We start from the raw sequence: 15,551 nt of genomic DNA, 5'->3' as shown, positions 1-15,551 counted from the left end.
CCTACTGAAACTAATTATACTATAAAGGAAGGTAGTTAATGAACATCTGTACAATAAGTATCACTTCACTAGAATGAATGGGGGAGTTCATAATGAAATTACAAGACAAAGTTGCAGTAGTGACAGGTGCAGCATCAGGCATGGGAAAACAAATTGCTATAGATTATGCTAGAGAAGGTGCGAAAGTCGTCGTATCGGATTTAAATCTTGATGGTGCGAACGAAACGGTAGAAGAAATAAAAGCGAATGGCGGAATGGCCTTTGCCATTAAAACGAACGTGGCGGTGGAGGAAGATATTCAACATTTGATCGATACCACGGTCAGTACTTACGGTACGGTGGATATTTTGGTGAATAACGCGGGTATCATGGATGGCATGGAACCGGCTGGAGACATTGAAGACTCTAGATGGGATCGGATTTTTGCCATTAACACGACTAGCGTCATGCGTTCGACTAGAAAGGTGTTGCCGATCTTTTTAGAAAAACAAAAAGGGGTCATCATCAATATTGCTTCTGCTGGCGGTTTGTACGGTGCTCGAGCAGGTGCAGCATACACTGCCTCTAAGCACGCAGTCGTTGGGTTCACAAAAAACACGGGCTTTATGTATGCCAATAAAGGGATTCGCTGCAATGCAATAGCACCAGGCGGAGTTGAAACCAATATTGGTTCCAGCATGACGAATATCAATGAGTTTGGCTTCTCTCGCCAACAATTGGGTATGGCTATCAATCCACGCAATGGCAAACCTGAGGAAATCGCTAAAGTGGCATTATTCCTTGCTTCAGACGATTCCAGTTTTGTTAATGGTACTGTCATCACCGCAGATGCTGGTTGGAGTGCATATTAAGCCCGTAAATTAAAAAGAATGGTCAAGAACTTAGTGACTGATATATTTTCCTGCTAGTTAGCAGGGATGCATTTTTTTGAGTGGAGCATAGGCGGGATCATTGTAGGGGGAATTTGGTTAGCCAGACAATTTGCTAGAGGAAGTTTCTACTTCATTCGGTAGTCCTGACATTGTCATTTCAATCGAAAGTGGATAAGTGGGGGCTGGATAGTTCGAACTACTATCCAGTTTTTCTCTCAAAAAGAATTATGCTATCAATTGGATTTAAAAGATAAGTTGAACTCTGAAATCTTGGAAGCAAAATAGGTTCCCAGAAAAAATCCACTTTCCCTATGAAATTGGATCACTGAGTGATCCATCAGTTTGCTGCGATACCTCTCAAACGATATATTAATTGGCGTGAGAATATTGAAGGACTTTCTGACGGACGTAATCAAGGTGTTTGTACATTTGGCTAAATGCTTCATGCGGATCATGTGCTGCAAGTGCCGCATAGATGGCTTTATGATACTTTACAGTCAGTTCCCGTTCTCTGAATTGAATCAGGCTATTAATTTTATTATGTGTAATCAATAAAGAATCGATCATGCCTTCAATAATGGGATTGTTTGCACTTAAAGCTATGATCTTGTGGAATTCTTTATCGGCCTCTCCATAATCGTTGTCTTCACTATTGGCAATCGTCTCAATCGTAACTTGCAGTTTCTCCAATTGTTCGTCTGTGATCTTCTCGGCAGCCATCGTTACTAATCCCAACTCCAAAGCCATTCGCGCTTCGATGATCGCTGGTAAATTATCTGTAGCCAGCGCCAGCATGACAGAGAATGGATGTGTACCGATTTTATCGTTAAAAAAGGTTCCTTCACGTGTTTTTCGAGTAATGACACCTAGTGTATCAAGTGCACTGAGCGCCTCACGTAAAACAGGCCTGCTTACTTCAAGTTCTTTCATAAGTTCCATTTCAGGAGGCAGTTTGTCGCCCGCTTTCATTTGTCCGCTGACGAGCAGATGCACAATTTGATCCACGACTTGTTGTGAAAGAGTGTTGCGATGTACCGATTGTACGCCTAATTTCTTTGACGATTCTTCCATTGTGTAACCCCTTTTCTGTTAAATCCTATATGTATTCATACTGTAAGACTAATTATATAATATAATACACTTATTTGCATGTGAGTATGAGAAGACCTACGTCCAAAAAAAGTAAAATGCGCCTCTCTAAAGAGAGAGACGCACGCAATGTAGGAAAAAAATCATCTCACAAGGCAAGGAGATTTTGGATTGAACTTCCATCCGGAAACCAGGTATTGCATCGCCATTGAATCATCACGGGCACCAAGTCCTTTTTGTTTATAAAGCTGGTGTGCCTTCTCGATTTGTTCCATATCCACTTCAATTCCAAGTCCAGGTTTGGAAGGGACATCGACCATACCGCCGACAATTTTAAAAGGTTCTTTCGTCAAACGCTGCCCATCCTGCCAAATCCAGTGGGTATCGATTGCAGTGATTTTTCCTGGTGCGGCTGCTGCAACGTGTGTAAACATGGCAAGTGAAATGTCAAAGTGATTATTCGAGTGTGATCCCCATGTCAATCCCCAGTCGTTGCACATTTGAGCGACACGGACGGAGCCCTGCATCGTCCAAAAATGAGGATCGGCAAGAGGGATGTCCACGGATTGAAGTTGAATGGAGTGCCCCATTTGCCTCCAGTCCGTTGCAATCATGTTCGTTGCGGTTGGAAGGCCCGTTGCACGCCTGAATTCCGTCATGATTTCCCGGGCGGAAAAACCATTTTCCGCTCCGCATGGATCTTCCGCATAAGCTAAAACATGATGCTGATCCCTGCAAAGTTTAATCGCATCCTCAAGCAGCCAGCCGCCATTTGGATCAAGCGTGATCCTGGCTTCAGGGAAGCGTTCCGCAAGTGCCGTCACCGCTTCGATTTCTTCCTCCCCGCGTAAAACCCCGCCTTTCAATTTAAAATCATTGAATCCATAGCGAGAATGGGCGGCTTCTGCCAAACGGACAATCGATTCGGGTGTCAGCGCTTCCTCATGACGGAGGCGAAGCCAGTCATCTTCCGCTTCCGGTTCGCTTAAATAACCAAGATCTGTTTTATTGCGGTTACCTACATAAAATAAGTAGCCCAGCATTTCCACCTTATCACGCTGCTGTCCTTCACCGAGAAGGGCTGCGACAGGAACACCTAAATATTGGCCAACTAAATCAAGAAGTGCCGCTTCCAATGCTGTTACGGCATGAATGGCAATACGGAGATCGAACGTCTGAAGGCCGCGCCCTCCAGCATCGCGGTCCCCAAACTGCTTACGGATGGTATTCAGAATGTTGTTGTATGCCCCAATGGACTGGCCGACAACCAATTGTTTGGCATCTTCTAGAGTTTGGCGGATTTTTTCGCCCCCAGGAACTTCACCTACACCTGTATTACCCGCATTGTCTTTTAGAATGACAATGTTCCGGGTGAAATATGGAGCATGGGCACCACTTAAGTTCAGCAGCATGCCGTCATGGCCCGCAACTGGAATAACGCTCATTTCTGAAATTACCGGTGTGCCGACTTTTACATTATCCTTAAGCAATTGATTGTTCATAATTTTTCCCCCTACTAGAATATTTAGTTGACTATGATTTTAACTCTACACGTTTAATTTCACCAACCAGGAATAAGTAACTTAAAATAGCGACAAGAGCATTGGCACATACGAAGACTAGCGCCCCATTGAACGACCCTGTCGTGGCAATGATATATCCGATGATGATCGGTGTTGTAATGCCGGCAATGTTACCGAATGTGTTGAAAAGCCCGCCGCTGACACCGGACATTTCTTTTGGTGAGGTATCGGCCACAACCGCCCAGCCTAATGCCCCAAATCCTTTACCGAAAAACGCAAGGGCCATAACGAAAATGACAACCCATTCCGTATCTACATAGTTTGCTGCTACCAAGCTCATCGATAGAATCATCCCAACAACAATTGGCATTTTTCGGGCGACAGTCAATGAGAATCCCTTCCGTAACAAGAAATCCGAGAATGTACCTCCGAGAATACCGCCAAAAAATCCACAAATGGCGGGAAGGGAAGCGACGAATCCAACTTCAAGAATGGTCATGCCTCTTTCTTGTACAAGGTACACAGGAAACCATGTAAGGAAAAAGTACGTTAACGTCGTAATGCAATATTGTCCTAGATAAACACCTAACAGCATGCGGTTTGATAAAAGCTGCTTAATATGATTCCAGTTGACGCCTTTCTTTTCCTCCTTATTTGCACTGGTTTGATCCATATTGATCAAAGCGCCGCCAGCTTCGATATATTCAAGCTCAGCTTTGTTGATACGAGGATGTTCTTTCGGGCCATAAATCGTTTTCAGCCAGATGAAAGCAACGATGATTCCTAAAGCACCCATAAAGAAGAAGACATATTCCCAACCAAATTTATACGTAATGTAACCCATGATCGGTGCAAAGAGAACGGTTGCAAAATACTGGGCGGAATTGAAAGTGGCAGCCGCGGTTCCGCGTTCATGGCTTGGGAACCATGTAGCGACGATGCGGCTGTTGGCCGGGAAGGAAGGCGCTTCTGCCAATCCAACTAAAAAACGCAGGCCGAACAATACGATGACAGCTGTTCCGGCAGAACCGAAAAAACCTAGAAACCCTTGTAAAAGCGTAAAGGCAGACCATAACGTGATACTCCAAAAGTAAACCTTTTTTGAGCCAAAACGGTCTAAAAGCCATCCGCCTGGAATTTGTCCTGCTACATAAGACCAAGCGAAAGCGGAGAAAACGTAGCCCATCATGACTGAATCGAGACCAAGCTGACCAGACATGTCCGTACCCGCAATTGATAGCGTCGCACGATCCGCATAATTCAGAGCAGTGACCAAAAAGAGCATAAAGACAATGAACCATCGTGTGCGTGTTTTTTTCTGGGCACTTGGTAGTTTAGGAGATGGTTGAAAAACTTTTTCTTCAGCGTTCATATACTCACTTCCTTAATCGTATTTAATTATATTTTCATTTGATACCGCTTACAATGTTAACTGTTCCTCCTTCGTGAAAATTCTTAATATTTAGTTTTGTCCAATGGTAAGACAAATAAAATTGTTTGTCAATGGCTTTTTTTCGTAAATCATTTTTCATTTTAGCTCCTTAATTATCGTGTTTTTTTGTATATAGTAGAAGTGAAATTATTGAGGTTTAACGTAATGTTAGTTTTTTCAGAAAATAAAAAAAATACGATTGACCAGAAGGTCTATTTGTCTTACAATAAAACAATAATACACAAGGGGGAATAAATAATGAATAAGACTCGCAAGGCACCTAAAGGAATACTCGGATTTCCCGTGGCACCATTCACAACGAGTAATAAGCTTGATGAACAAGCACTCGCCCAAAATATCCAATTTTTATTAGATGAGGGACTCGAGGCTATTTTCGTGGCATGTGCAGCAGCGGAATATCCTTCGTTAAGTAAAGAGGAATATGAAGCGATGGTAGAGGTAGCCGTATCCGTCACGGCTGGAAAAGTACCTGTATACACAGGGGTAGGCGGGAATATTCAAACTTCCCTCGAACTTGCCAGAATATCAGCGGATAGAGGGGCAGACGGTTATTTAATATTACCTCCATATCTCGTTACTGGAGAACAGGCAGGTCTGGCTGCTTATTTCAAAACCATCGCAGAAAGTACAGACTTAAATTCCATAGTATATCAGCGTGATAATGTTTCATTTTCACTTTCAACTTTGGAAGCGCTTGCTGAGGTCCCGCAGGTGGTCGGCGTCAAAGACGGCCTGGGCAATATGGAGTTGAATGGACTCCTTACACAAACCTTCGGAAAACGTTTCGGCTGGCTGAACGGAATGCCGCTTGCGGAAGTTACCATGTCGGCCTACGTTCCACTTGGCTTTGACTCATATTCATCGGCGATATCCAATTACATCCCGCATATCTCACGAAAATTCTATAATGGCATTTTGAGCGGAGATCAGGAAACGGTCAATGAAATTTACCAACAGGTCATCATGCCAATCAACAATATTCGCCGTCAGAGAAAGGGATATGCCGTTTCGCTCATTAAAGCAGGTATGGAGATTATGGGAATGCCGGTTGGGCAAACAGTCAGATTACCAATTCTTCCGGTGGAAAAAGAACATTATGCAGAAATGCAAACGATATTAGAGAATGCTTTAAATCGTTTTCCAAAAGAAACACCAATTCAATCAATCTAATAAGGGTGGGGATTATAATATGATAACTACAGTTCAAACAAAAACGTATCTTAACTATATTAACGGTGAATGGGTTGCTTCTATTTCAAATGAAGTTGAAAAAAGTTTAAACCCGGCAGATAAACAGGCAATTGTCGGATATGTACAAAAATCTACCAAGGATGACTTGAACCTGGCTGTGGAAGCTGCGAAAAAGGCGAAAGAAAAATGGCGCAAACTAGCTGGTTCAGAGCGCGGGGAGTATCTATATAAAGCAGCGCAAATTCTTGAAAAGCGGATTGATGAAATTGCAGAATGTGCAACACGGGAAATGGGAAAGACCTTTGCTGAAACAAAAGGGGAAACGGCACGCGGCATTGCGATCCTGAAATACTATGCAGGAGAAGGAATGCGTAAAGTGGGGGATGTCATTCCATCCACCGACAGTTCAGCGCTTATGTTCACGACGCGAGTCCCGCTTGGCGTTGTGGGCGTCATAACACCTTGGAATTTCCCAATCGCCATCCCAATTTGGAAGATGGCTCCTGCTCTCGTATATGGGAATACGATTGTGGTCAAGCCAGCCACCGAGACGGCTATCACCTGTGCGAAGATCATGGAGTGTTTTGAAGAAGCGGGTTTACCGGCGGGTGTAATCAATATGGTCACAGGACCGGGCAGTGTCATCGGGCAGGGCATCGCTGATCACGAAGATGTAAACGGCATTACCTTTACCGGCTCAAACGGCGTTGGAAAAAGGATTGGACAAGCGGCGTTAGCACGCGGAGCGAAATACCAGCTTGAAATGGGCGGGAAAAACCCGGTCATCGTTGCAGCGGATGCGGATCTTAATCTGGCTGTAGAAGCCGTCATTACAGGTGCGTTCCGTTCAACGGGGCAAAAATGTACCGCGACAAGCCGTGTCATCGTTGCAGCTGAAGTTTATGAAGAGTTCAAGCAGCTGCTGGTGAAAGAAACGAAAGGCATTTCCATTGGGGATGGATTGGACAGCGGGACATGGATGGGACCATGTGCTAGCGAAAATCAATTGAATACGGTTCTTTCCTATATTAAAAAAGGAGTGGAAGAAGGCGCTGAACTTCTAATTGGCGGGAAGCGTGCTGAAGAAGGCCCTCAGGCAAATGGCTTTTATGTAGAGCCTACTATTTTTGATAACTGCACGTCAGATATGACGATTGTACAGGAAGAAATTTTTGGTCCGGTGATTGCTTTATTGAAAGCTGATTCAGTTGAAGAGGCCCTGCAACTTGCGAACAGCGTGGAATACGGCCTTAGTGCTTCGATTTTCACAGCGAATATCAAACATTTGCTTTCATTTGTTAACGATATGGAAGCGGGATTGATCAGGGTCAACGCTGAGAGCGCTGGCGTTGAATTGCAGGCGCCATTTGGCGGCATGAAAAACTCCAGCTCCCACTCCAGGGAACAAGGAGAAGCAGCAAAAGAGTTTTTTACATCCATTAAAACGGTGTTTGTAAAATAATAACCCTCTCGTGTATCGTGTATCTTTAGTGATGACTGTTTGCTTTTTTAGAATGAAGGAGTGGTAAAGTGGATACGAAAACGCAACTGACGGAGGTTCCGCTTTATATTAAGGTAAATAAGATTGATAATGTCGCCATCGTGGTTAATACGGGGGGCTTGGATCAAGGAACCGTTTTCTCTTGTGGGCTTGAATTGAAAGAAAGAGTACCACAAGGTCACAAAGTGGCTTTGACGGATATAGTCGAGAATGAAGCCATCATACGCTATGGGGAAGTTATCGGTTATGCGGCTGAATCCATCAGTAAGGGCAGTTGGATTGACGAGTCGTTGGTGATACTGCCGGCTTCTCCAGATTTAAAGGCATTACCGGTAGCAAATGATATACCGAAAACTTTACCCCCACTTGAAGGGTATACATTTCAAGGATTCCGCAATGAAGACGGCAGTGTTGGAACCAAGAATATATTAGGCATTACAACTAGCGTTCAATGTGTTGTGGGCGTTCTGGATTTTGTCGTGAACCGGATAAAAAAAGAGCTACTCCCGAAGTATCCCAATGTTGATGATGTTTTCGCCATAAATCACAACTATGGGTGCGGAGTCGCTATCAATGCACCGGAAGCGGTTATTCCCATTCGCACGATACAGAACCTTGCGAAACACCCAAATTTCGGCGGGGAAGCCTTGGTAGTTGGATTAGGGTGTGAAAAACTTTCTCCAATGAGAATAAATCCAAGCGGGGATGATTCAGATATCATTTCACTTCAGGATCAGCAGGGATTTGCGGGAATGGTCCAATCCATTATGGAAATGGCCGAGGAACGTTTAATCAAGTTGAACCGCAGGCAGCGGGAGACATTTCCGGTTTCCGAATTAGTCATCGGTACACAGTGCGGAGGAAGTGATGCCTTCTCTGGTGTGACAGCTAACCCTGCAGTAGGATATGCTACAGATCTGTTAGTTAGAGCAGGGGCAACCGTTCTATTCTCTGAAGTCACAGAAGTACGGGATGCGATTCATCTATTGACGCCTCGAGCGGTGAATGAAGAAGTAGGAAGAGCCTTAATAAAGGAAATGGATTGGTATGATAACTACCTTGCTTTAGGTGATGCTGATCGAAGTGCCAATCCGTCGCCTGGAAACAAAAAAGGCGGATTGGCCAATGTAGTGGAAAAATCATTAGGCTCCATTGCCAAATCCGGAGGCAGCCCCATTTCAGGCGTATTGGCTCCAGGTGAAAAAGCAACGGAAAAAGGGCTGATTTTTGCAGCTACACCAGCTAGTGACTTTGTTTGCGGAACACTGCAGCTCGCTTCCGGTATGCACCTTCAAGTTTTTTCAACTGGAAGAGGCACACCTTATAATCTCGCAATGGCTTCCGTCATCAAAGTATCTACACGAAATACATTGACAGAGCAATGGAAAGACCTGATCGATTTAAATGCTGGAACTATCGCTACTGGTGAAGCGACGATTGAGGATGTTGGATGGGAAATATTTCACCTTATTTTGGAAGTGGCCAGCGGTAAAAAGAAAACCTGGGCAGAGCATTGGGGCCTGCATAATGATTTGGCATTGTTCAATCCTGCTCCAATTACTTAATAATGATTTACTGGACGGACTTCCTTTTAATAGAGGAAGTCCGTCCTTTTTTCTTCCAGAAAAGAGGACCGCTGGACTATTAGCAGAAGTTATTAATGAACGTTTGGTTTTCATCATGACGAGATACTGAAGTACATATCAGGAGGGATAGCATGGTCACATTCAGGAATGCGACGGCAAAAGATTTAAGTGAAATAGTACAGATGCTTGCGGATGATGTTTTGGGGAGGGAAAGGGAGCGCTATGAAAATCCCCTTCCTGAAAGCTATATAAAAGCATTTGAATCCATTGATGCAGATGGAAATAATGAATTGATCGTAGCATGTCTTGGTGAGGAAATCGTTGGGGTACAGCAAATCACGTTCACTCCTTACATTACCCATCAAGGCGGTTGGAGAGCTACGATCGAAGGGGTTCGGACGGCATCTACAGAACGGGGGAAAGGTATTGGAAGCAAGTTGATTCAATATGCGATTGACCGTGCAAGGAAGCGGGGCTGCCATATCATTCAGCTGACGACCGATAAAAAGCGGGAAGAAACGTTGCGTTTTTATGAACGTTTAGGATTTAAAGCCACTCATGAAGGCATGAAAATGAAGCTTTAAATTCACGGTCTTTTGTCCCCTTTTTTTGTGCACAACAACTTGTCTGGTATTATATGTTAAAATTATTCGTGGGATATTAATAGATGTATAGGATTTAAAAACTTATGAAAGGGTGAGCTCGATGGAAAACGAAGCATGTATTCAGAAGAGGTATGGTGTAATCAGTTTTACTTCATTCATCATTGGAATCGTTTGCTTTTTTACTGTTTTTATTACACCTATCAGAATCGCAAATTTCGGGAGCCTGACGGGTGATTATATCACATTTTTCCTTACGATTACCGGTATCGTCCTATCTGTCATGGGAATTTTGAAGAAAACGGAGAAAAAAGTGATTTCTATCGTTTCTTTGGTTTTTTCCTCATCTTTCTTTATATTTTGGGTTATCGTCATCACTTTGCTGTTAACTGGTGAAATAGAATGGCCACGTAGATCAAATTAGCGGTTGCAGTGATAGAGTTTAATGAGTTTTGCTTGAAGATAGTTTGGAGTTGAACCAATTGAACCTTTCGTGATGCTCAGGGGAGCTGAAAAATAGAATGGAGAATCATAGAATGAATGTCAAAGCGGAGTTATATTGGAATGAATTTTGGCAGGGGAAAGAAGAAGAAAAACCCCAGTCAGTCAGTGCGTGGCAATTCGGGGCCGATCCCGATCAATTGGCTCGATTAGTGATGGCTGGGATAAAAACGGCTACATGCTCTGGGTATATTTTTTATGAAGAAGAAAATGAACCATTACCATCCGTGGGTGATTACAGCATTATTTTAAGCGGTGAGGATGAGCCCTTAGCCATCATCCAAACAGTGAAAGTCGAAGTATTGCCCATGAATGAAGTGAGCGAAGAGTTTGCAATTGCAGAAGGGGAAGGCGATCGAACATATACATACTGGTGGGACGCACATGAAAAATTTTTTAAAGAAGAATTGGACAGAATCGGACACACCTTTCAAGTAGATATGCTGCTAGTGTGTGAGCGTTTTGAATTGATTCATGTAAAGTGAGTGTAGACGGCTAGCAATAAGTGCTTTCTTTCAGTGATTTGCTATAATAGGTCATTGGATTAAAAAACTTATAGAAAGATAGGTATTTGCATGAAAAGGAAACTGATATTCATTGGATTGGGAATCCTGGTTGTTTTCCTGCTATTGTTTGGTACGTATAAATTAATGAATTCAAGAACATATCAGTTATTCGGTGGATTAACGGATAATGTCGAGACGAATGAAAAAGTGGTCGCTTTGACTTTTGATGATGGCCCATCGAACAATGTAAATCAAATCCTTCCGTTATTGGATAAATACGATGTAAAGGCTACATTCTTCCTGATTGGTAACGAAATCGAAAAGTATCCAGAGGAAGCGGATAAAATAGCGGAAGCAGGACATCAGATTGGCAATCACACGTATTCCCACAGGCGAATGGTTTTTAAATCGCCCTCTTATATCAAGGCGGAAATCGAGAAAACGGATACATTAATTCAAAACTCCGGATATAAGGGTGAAATTGATGTCCGGCCGCCAAACGGGAAAAAAATCTTAGGTTTGCCTTATTATTTAAATAAAAATGATAGAGAGACCATTACTTGGAATCTGGAACCAGATAGCTATTACACTTCAGCTTCTGACAAAGTGAAGTATGTGAAGGAAAATATAAAACCAGGTTCGATCATCCTGATGCATCCGATGTACGATGATACGGGTAAAGAACTTCAAGCGATTGAAGGGATCTTACAAGAGTTAACGAACGAAGGGTATAGGTTTGTAACGGTCAATGAACTTCAGGAAATGTAGTTTCATTTTTCGTCCAGACGATTTTCGAAGAATCGGGTTGCTGCGGCAGCCCTTTTTTATTTGATATACAGAATAGTACAAAACATGGGCTGCATATTGTTTCTTAATGGAAGGTTGTTGTTAGGGCATGCATTCGCATGAATTTTTCCTTAGTGGAAATAAAGCTATTAAAATGGGGCTGGTTACTTGTATCGGAATAAAAACACCGCTCTGATCATGATTTTATGTTTCCTGTTATTCCTATTTCTTGTGGTGCTCATTTTTCGCCACATCACGGTATACTTCGTGTATAGCTCGGGCATCGGCCCGTTATTGCTTATCGGGGTAATGGTTTTTGCTATCGTTATGCTTTTTTTCAAAGGATATAAATAATCGAGTCTGTCTACTGGTTTTAAGGATTTGTACAATTTGAACGTTGCTTTCCTCTCCAGGCACTCGCTTTCCGCGGGCGGTCCGGGAGTCTCCTGGACGCGCTTTTCCCGCAGGAGTCTCGTTCCTTACGTTCCAACCAACTTGGTTTTTAAATTTAGATAGAACCCCTTTTGTCTACAAACTGAGGCTGCTGCGCAGCCTTTTTTTGTTTCTATGTATAGAGATACATAAAAAAATATAAAAATCAATAAAAAATTAACACTACGACATTAGTAATATATGGTAATATTTGAAATGGGATTATTTTCTTATAAATTATAATCAGGGGTGATATGTACGTGGAGTTTTTTACTAAGTGGGCGTTTAAGAACAAGGCTGCCGTTTCATTGGTAACCATATTTATTTTGTTGATAGGAGTTGTCAGTTATTTTAAACTGCCGATGGAATTTTTACCATCTGCCGATAATCCTCAAGTTACGATTATCACAATGGGTCAGGGCACTGATTCGAAAACGATGGAAGCACAAGTTACAGATCCAATTGAAAGAGCAGTTACGGGAGTTAAAGGAAAGAGTTCAATATACTCCACCACTGGAGATGGATTTTCAAAAGTAGATCTATTCTTTGAAGCCGGATCGGATATGAAACAAGCGAAACTTGATGTTCAAGAGGCTCTTGGCAGTGTAGCGCTGCCACAAAGCATGGCAAAGCCAACTGTTACACAGTTAAATACATCAATGATTCCCATCTCATTTGTAGCTGTTACTTTTAAGGATGGATTAACAGCTGAAAATATAGACTTTACCAAGAAAGAATTAGAGCCTCTGTATAAAGATATTAAAGGGGTTTCGGATGTACAGACATTTGGAATTTCGCAATCCGTTCTTTCAGTCAAAGTGGATAATGAAGAATTGGCTAAAAAGAAAGTCTCCATTCAAGATGTCATGAGCGTCCTTAACGGTCAGAATGCAGCTCTGGCCGTAGGCGAAAAAGTGATTGATGGGAAGGCAAGTAACATCAAGGTTATCGGTGATTTAACAAGTATTGAAAAATTAGAAGCACTAAAGGTCACTCCGAATGTCGCACTTGGAGAGATAGCAAAAGTTGAAGAAGCGAAGGATGGCAACCTCATCAGTCGTTTTAATGGAAAGGAAAGCATTGATTTAAGCATTATCAAGGACAGTCAATCAAATGCGGTCACAATCAGTAAAGAGGTTGAAAAAGTAGCAAAAGAAATTAATGAAAAGTATAGCGACCAGAAATCGACCATTTATTTATCTACAGCTGATATGGTGGAGACTTCCGTTCAGACGATGGTAAAAGAAGTTCTGCTAGGTGCGTTATTCGCTACGATTGTAATCATGGTCTTTTTACGGAATGTAAGATCTACATTCATTACAATCGTATCCATACCGCTATCTCTTGGATTTACGTTATTTTTGCTGTCATTGTCGGGAGTGACGCTGAATATTTTGACGCTGGGCGGTGTCGCTGTAGCGATCGGGCGGTTGGTGGACGATAGTATAGTTGTTATTGAAAATATTTTCCGGAAAATGCAGCAGGAGAAGATTTCAAAGGAATTGGTGATGGATGCAACGAAAGAGGTGGGAGTGGCGATAACAGCTTCAACCCTTACTACTGTAGCCGTTTTCTTGCCAGTTGCTTTATTGAATGGAGGGCTTCAAGAGTTTCTTCTTCCTTTCGCATTGACGGTAACTTATTCTTTGCTGGCTTCTTTAATTGTGGCATTGACGGTTGTTCCGTTAATGAGCGCAGGATTGCTGAAAAGGACGGAGCTGCCAAAACATCGACCGGCCAAGCGTTTTACCAAACTGGTTACTTGGTCATTAAATCATAAATGGGTAGTCCTGATTATTGCGATGCTGTTGTTTGTCGGTTCCATTGGTACATATTTTGCCATGCCAAAAGGGGCGATTGATAATTCTTCAGCAGACTATGTCTCCGTGACATTAACTTATCCAAATGATCAGCCTTATGAGAAAGTAAAGGAAAAAGCGATTGAACTCGAAGAAACGATGCAGGATATGAGTGAAGTGGATAATATTTTCATGCAATTAGGAAACTCAGCCGAGACGGCCCAATATGGAGCAGTCACATCACCTACAGAAGCAACTTTCGGCATCCTCGTGAAGGATAAAGCAAATGTAGATTCAATCCTGGAGAAAATGGAAAAGGAACAAGAAAACTATCCTGATGCGAAGCTTACGGCCCAAGCCTCTTCATTTATGATGGGGGCATCAAAGACGAACATTACGTTAGATGTGATCGGCAGTAATGTTGAAGATTTGGAACTGACGGCCAATAAGGTCAAAGAAAGTATTCAGGATATTAAAGGAATCGAAGAGGTTACAACAAACCAAGACGAAAAGAAAACGATTTATTCATTCAAGGTAGATCCGGCTAAAGGCAATACAGAACAAATCGGTCAACAATTAGGTATCATGCTTAATAAAACTCCTATTGGCAATATAACCTTGCAGGATAAGCAGACACCTGTCGTCCTTGAACCCATCTTTGATCCTAAAAAACCAGAGGATTTAAAAAGTATCCCGATCATGACAGACGGCGGTCTAGCTCCGGTGTCTAAGGTTGCATCTTTAAATAGTGAAGAGAGTGCAACAACGCAGTTCCATAAAGATGGAGAAACGTATCTTCAATTAACGGCAACGGTCGATCCGACTAAGCTTTCCGATATTGCAAGCAAAATAAATCTTGAGATATTTGGAGATAAAGAGAACAAAGGTCTTGATATTCCGAATGATGTAGAGATTTTAGTCGGCGGGGCCAGTGCTCAGCAGACAGATGATTTTTCCGATTTATTCCTTACGATGTTAATATCGATCGGCATCGTATTTTTAATCATGGTAATAACATTTAAATCAATCAAAGCACCGATCGCCATTCTATTTTCCTTGCCATTCGCTGCCATTGGAGCGGTATTAGGATTGGTTATCAGTCGAATTCCAGTTGACATTACAGCACTGCTGGGTGCTCTCATGTTAATAGGAATTGTTGTGACAAACGCGATTGTACTTCTGGATCGAGTCAAACAAAACGAAGAAAAAATGATCATCCGTGATGCGATCGTCGAAGCGACGGCTACAAGATTCCGTCCGATCATAATGACGGCTGTAGCAACAATTTGTGCCATGCTGCCGCTTTTATATAAAAAAGCGGAAACAGGAAGCTTGGTTTCACAAAGTTTAGCGATCGTTGTCATTGGCGGGCTAGCTGTGTCTACACTGCTCACACTTATCGTCATTCCATGTATATACGAATTACTATACTATAAAAAATCGAAAAAACAGAGAAGGAAAAAGAAAGAACCCGTTAACGAACAAATCGAGATGTAGGGAAGCTTAATAAAAAAGTTTGTAGAGAAAAGCAACATTTTCTTTACAAACTTTTTTTCTTTTAAAATAATGGTTGACTTTCCTTTAACCTGTAACTAAAATTATTACAGCAGGTGGTAAAACAATTGCCGAAAGCTATCGACTACTGAATGCCATGTTCTTATATTAATATTTTTTTTGCTTTGTATTGTAACTATTACGGTTACAAGTTGA

The 15,551-nt window shown here is 42.3% G+C and carries 12 protein-coding genes; 9 read left to right on the top strand and 3 right to left on the bottom strand.

Features of this window, described 5'->3' with window-relative positions:
* Window positions 1-92: 92 nt before the first annotated feature.
* The gene (locus ACIROD_RS08100; protein ID WP_101223162.1) at window positions 93-851 is read left to right on the top strand and encodes an SDR family oxidoreductase; all 759 of its coding nucleotides are present in this window, start codon (window positions 93-95) and stop codon (window positions 849-851) included.
* Between the two features lie 390 nt (window positions 852-1,241).
* On the opposite strand, the gene ACIROD_RS08095 is transcribed toward ACIROD_RS08100, so the two are convergent.
* From ACIROD_RS08095 to ACIROD_RS08085, 3 genes are all read right to left on the bottom strand, one after another.
* Window positions 1,242-1,943 carry a FadR/GntR family transcriptional regulator gene (locus ACIROD_RS08095; protein WP_101223161.1) on the bottom strand — a complete coding sequence of 234 codons (702 nt, stop codon included), beginning with the start codon at window positions 1,941-1,943 and terminating at the stop codon, window positions 1,242-1,244.
* Between the two features lie 161 nt (window positions 1,944-2,104).
* Window positions 2,105-3,463: a glucarate dehydratase gene (gene gudD / locus ACIROD_RS08090; RefSeq protein WP_230176611.1), complete on the bottom strand. Its 1,359-nt coding sequence runs from the start codon at window positions 3,461-3,463 to the stop codon at window positions 2,105-2,107.
* A 31-nt stretch (window positions 3,464-3,494) separates the two neighbouring features.
* Window positions 3,495-4,856, bottom strand: a complete 1,362-nt coding sequence (locus ACIROD_RS08085; RefSeq protein WP_101223159.1) for an MFS transporter — start codon at window positions 4,854-4,856, stop codon at window positions 3,495-3,497.
* Between the two features lie 318 nt (window positions 4,857-5,174).
* On the opposite strand from ACIROD_RS08085, the gene kdgD reads away from it, so the two are divergent.
* From kdgD to ACIROD_RS08045, 8 genes are all read left to right on the top strand, one after another.
* Window positions 5,175-6,107, top strand: a complete 933-nt coding sequence (kdgD, locus tag ACIROD_RS08080; protein ID WP_101223158.1) for a 5-dehydro-4-deoxyglucarate dehydratase — start codon at window positions 5,175-5,177, stop codon at window positions 6,105-6,107.
* Window positions 6,108-6,126: 19 nt separating this feature from the next.
* A complete protein-coding gene (gene gucD, locus ACIROD_RS08075; protein ID WP_101223157.1) occupies window positions 6,127-7,590 on the top strand; it encodes an alpha-ketoglutaric semialdehyde dehydrogenase GucD in 1,464 nt (487 codons plus the stop codon).
* Window positions 7,591-7,658: 68 nt separating this feature from the next.
* Window positions 7,659-9,194: a galactarate dehydratase gene (garD, locus tag ACIROD_RS08070; protein ID WP_402939390.1), complete on the top strand. Its 1,536-nt coding sequence runs from the start codon at window positions 7,659-7,661 to the stop codon at window positions 9,192-9,194.
* Window positions 9,195-9,346: 152 nt separating this feature from the next.
* Window positions 9,347-9,799, top strand: a complete 453-nt coding sequence (locus tag ACIROD_RS08065) for a GNAT family N-acetyltransferase (protein ID WP_402939387.1) — start codon at window positions 9,347-9,349, stop codon at window positions 9,797-9,799.
* Window positions 9,800-9,920: 121 nt separating this feature from the next.
* A complete protein-coding gene (locus ACIROD_RS08060; RefSeq protein ID WP_101223154.1) occupies window positions 9,921-10,241 on the top strand; it encodes a hypothetical protein in 321 nt (106 codons plus the stop codon).
* A 112-nt stretch (window positions 10,242-10,353) separates the two neighbouring features.
* On the top strand, window positions 10,354-10,803 hold the full coding sequence (locus ACIROD_RS08055) for an ASCH domain-containing protein (RefSeq protein ID WP_101223153.1): 450 nt from the start codon (window positions 10,354-10,356) through the stop codon (window positions 10,801-10,803).
* 90 nt (window positions 10,804-10,893) lie between these two features.
* A complete protein-coding gene (locus ACIROD_RS08050) occupies window positions 10,894-11,592 on the top strand; it encodes a polysaccharide deacetylase family protein (protein ID WP_402939383.1) in 699 nt (232 codons plus the stop codon).
* A gap of 710 nt (window positions 11,593-12,302) precedes the next feature.
* Entirely contained in the window at window positions 12,303-15,338 is a 3,036-nt protein-coding gene (locus ACIROD_RS08045; RefSeq protein ID WP_402939380.1) for an efflux RND transporter permease subunit, read from the top strand.
* Window positions 15,339-15,551 lie beyond the last annotated feature (213 nt).

Source organism: Peribacillus sp. NPDC101481, assembly GCF_044767165.1.
Taxonomy (GTDB): Bacteria; Bacillota; Bacilli; order Bacillales; family DSM-1321; genus Peribacillus.
Note: the sequence above shows the minus strand (reverse complement) of the source record. Positions and strands in the feature narration are given on the sequence as shown.

Coding starts and splice junctions, on each gene's coding strand:
- gucD (WP_101223157.1), top strand. CDS start 6,127: ATGATAACTACAGTTCAAACAAAAACGTATCTTAACTATATTAACGGT.
- ACIROD_RS08055 (WP_101223153.1), top strand. CDS start 10,354: ATGAATGTCAAAGCGGAGTTATATTGGAATGAATTTTGGCAGGGGAAA.
- ACIROD_RS08050 (WP_402939383.1), top strand. CDS start 10,894: ATGAAAAGGAAACTGATATTCATTGGATTGGGAATCCTGGTTGTTTTC.
- gudD (WP_230176611.1), bottom strand. CDS start 3,463: ATGAACAATCAATTGCTTAAGGATAATGTAAAAGTCGGCACACCGGTA.
- ACIROD_RS08100 (WP_101223162.1), top strand. CDS start 93: ATGAAATTACAAGACAAAGTTGCAGTAGTGACAGGTGCAGCATCAGGC.
- ACIROD_RS08060 (WP_101223154.1), top strand. CDS start 9,921: ATGGAAAACGAAGCATGTATTCAGAAGAGGTATGGTGTAATCAGTTTT.
- ACIROD_RS08085 (WP_101223159.1), bottom strand. CDS start 4,856: ATGAACGCTGAAGAAAAAGTTTTTCAACCATCTCCTAAACTACCAAGT.
- kdgD (WP_101223158.1), top strand. CDS start 5,175: ATGAATAAGACTCGCAAGGCACCTAAAGGAATACTCGGATTTCCCGTG.
- ACIROD_RS08095 (WP_101223161.1), bottom strand. CDS start 1,943: ATGGAAGAATCGTCAAAGAAATTAGGCGTACAATCGGTACATCGCAAC.
- ACIROD_RS08065 (WP_402939387.1), top strand. CDS start 9,347: ATGGTCACATTCAGGAATGCGACGGCAAAAGATTTAAGTGAAATAGTA.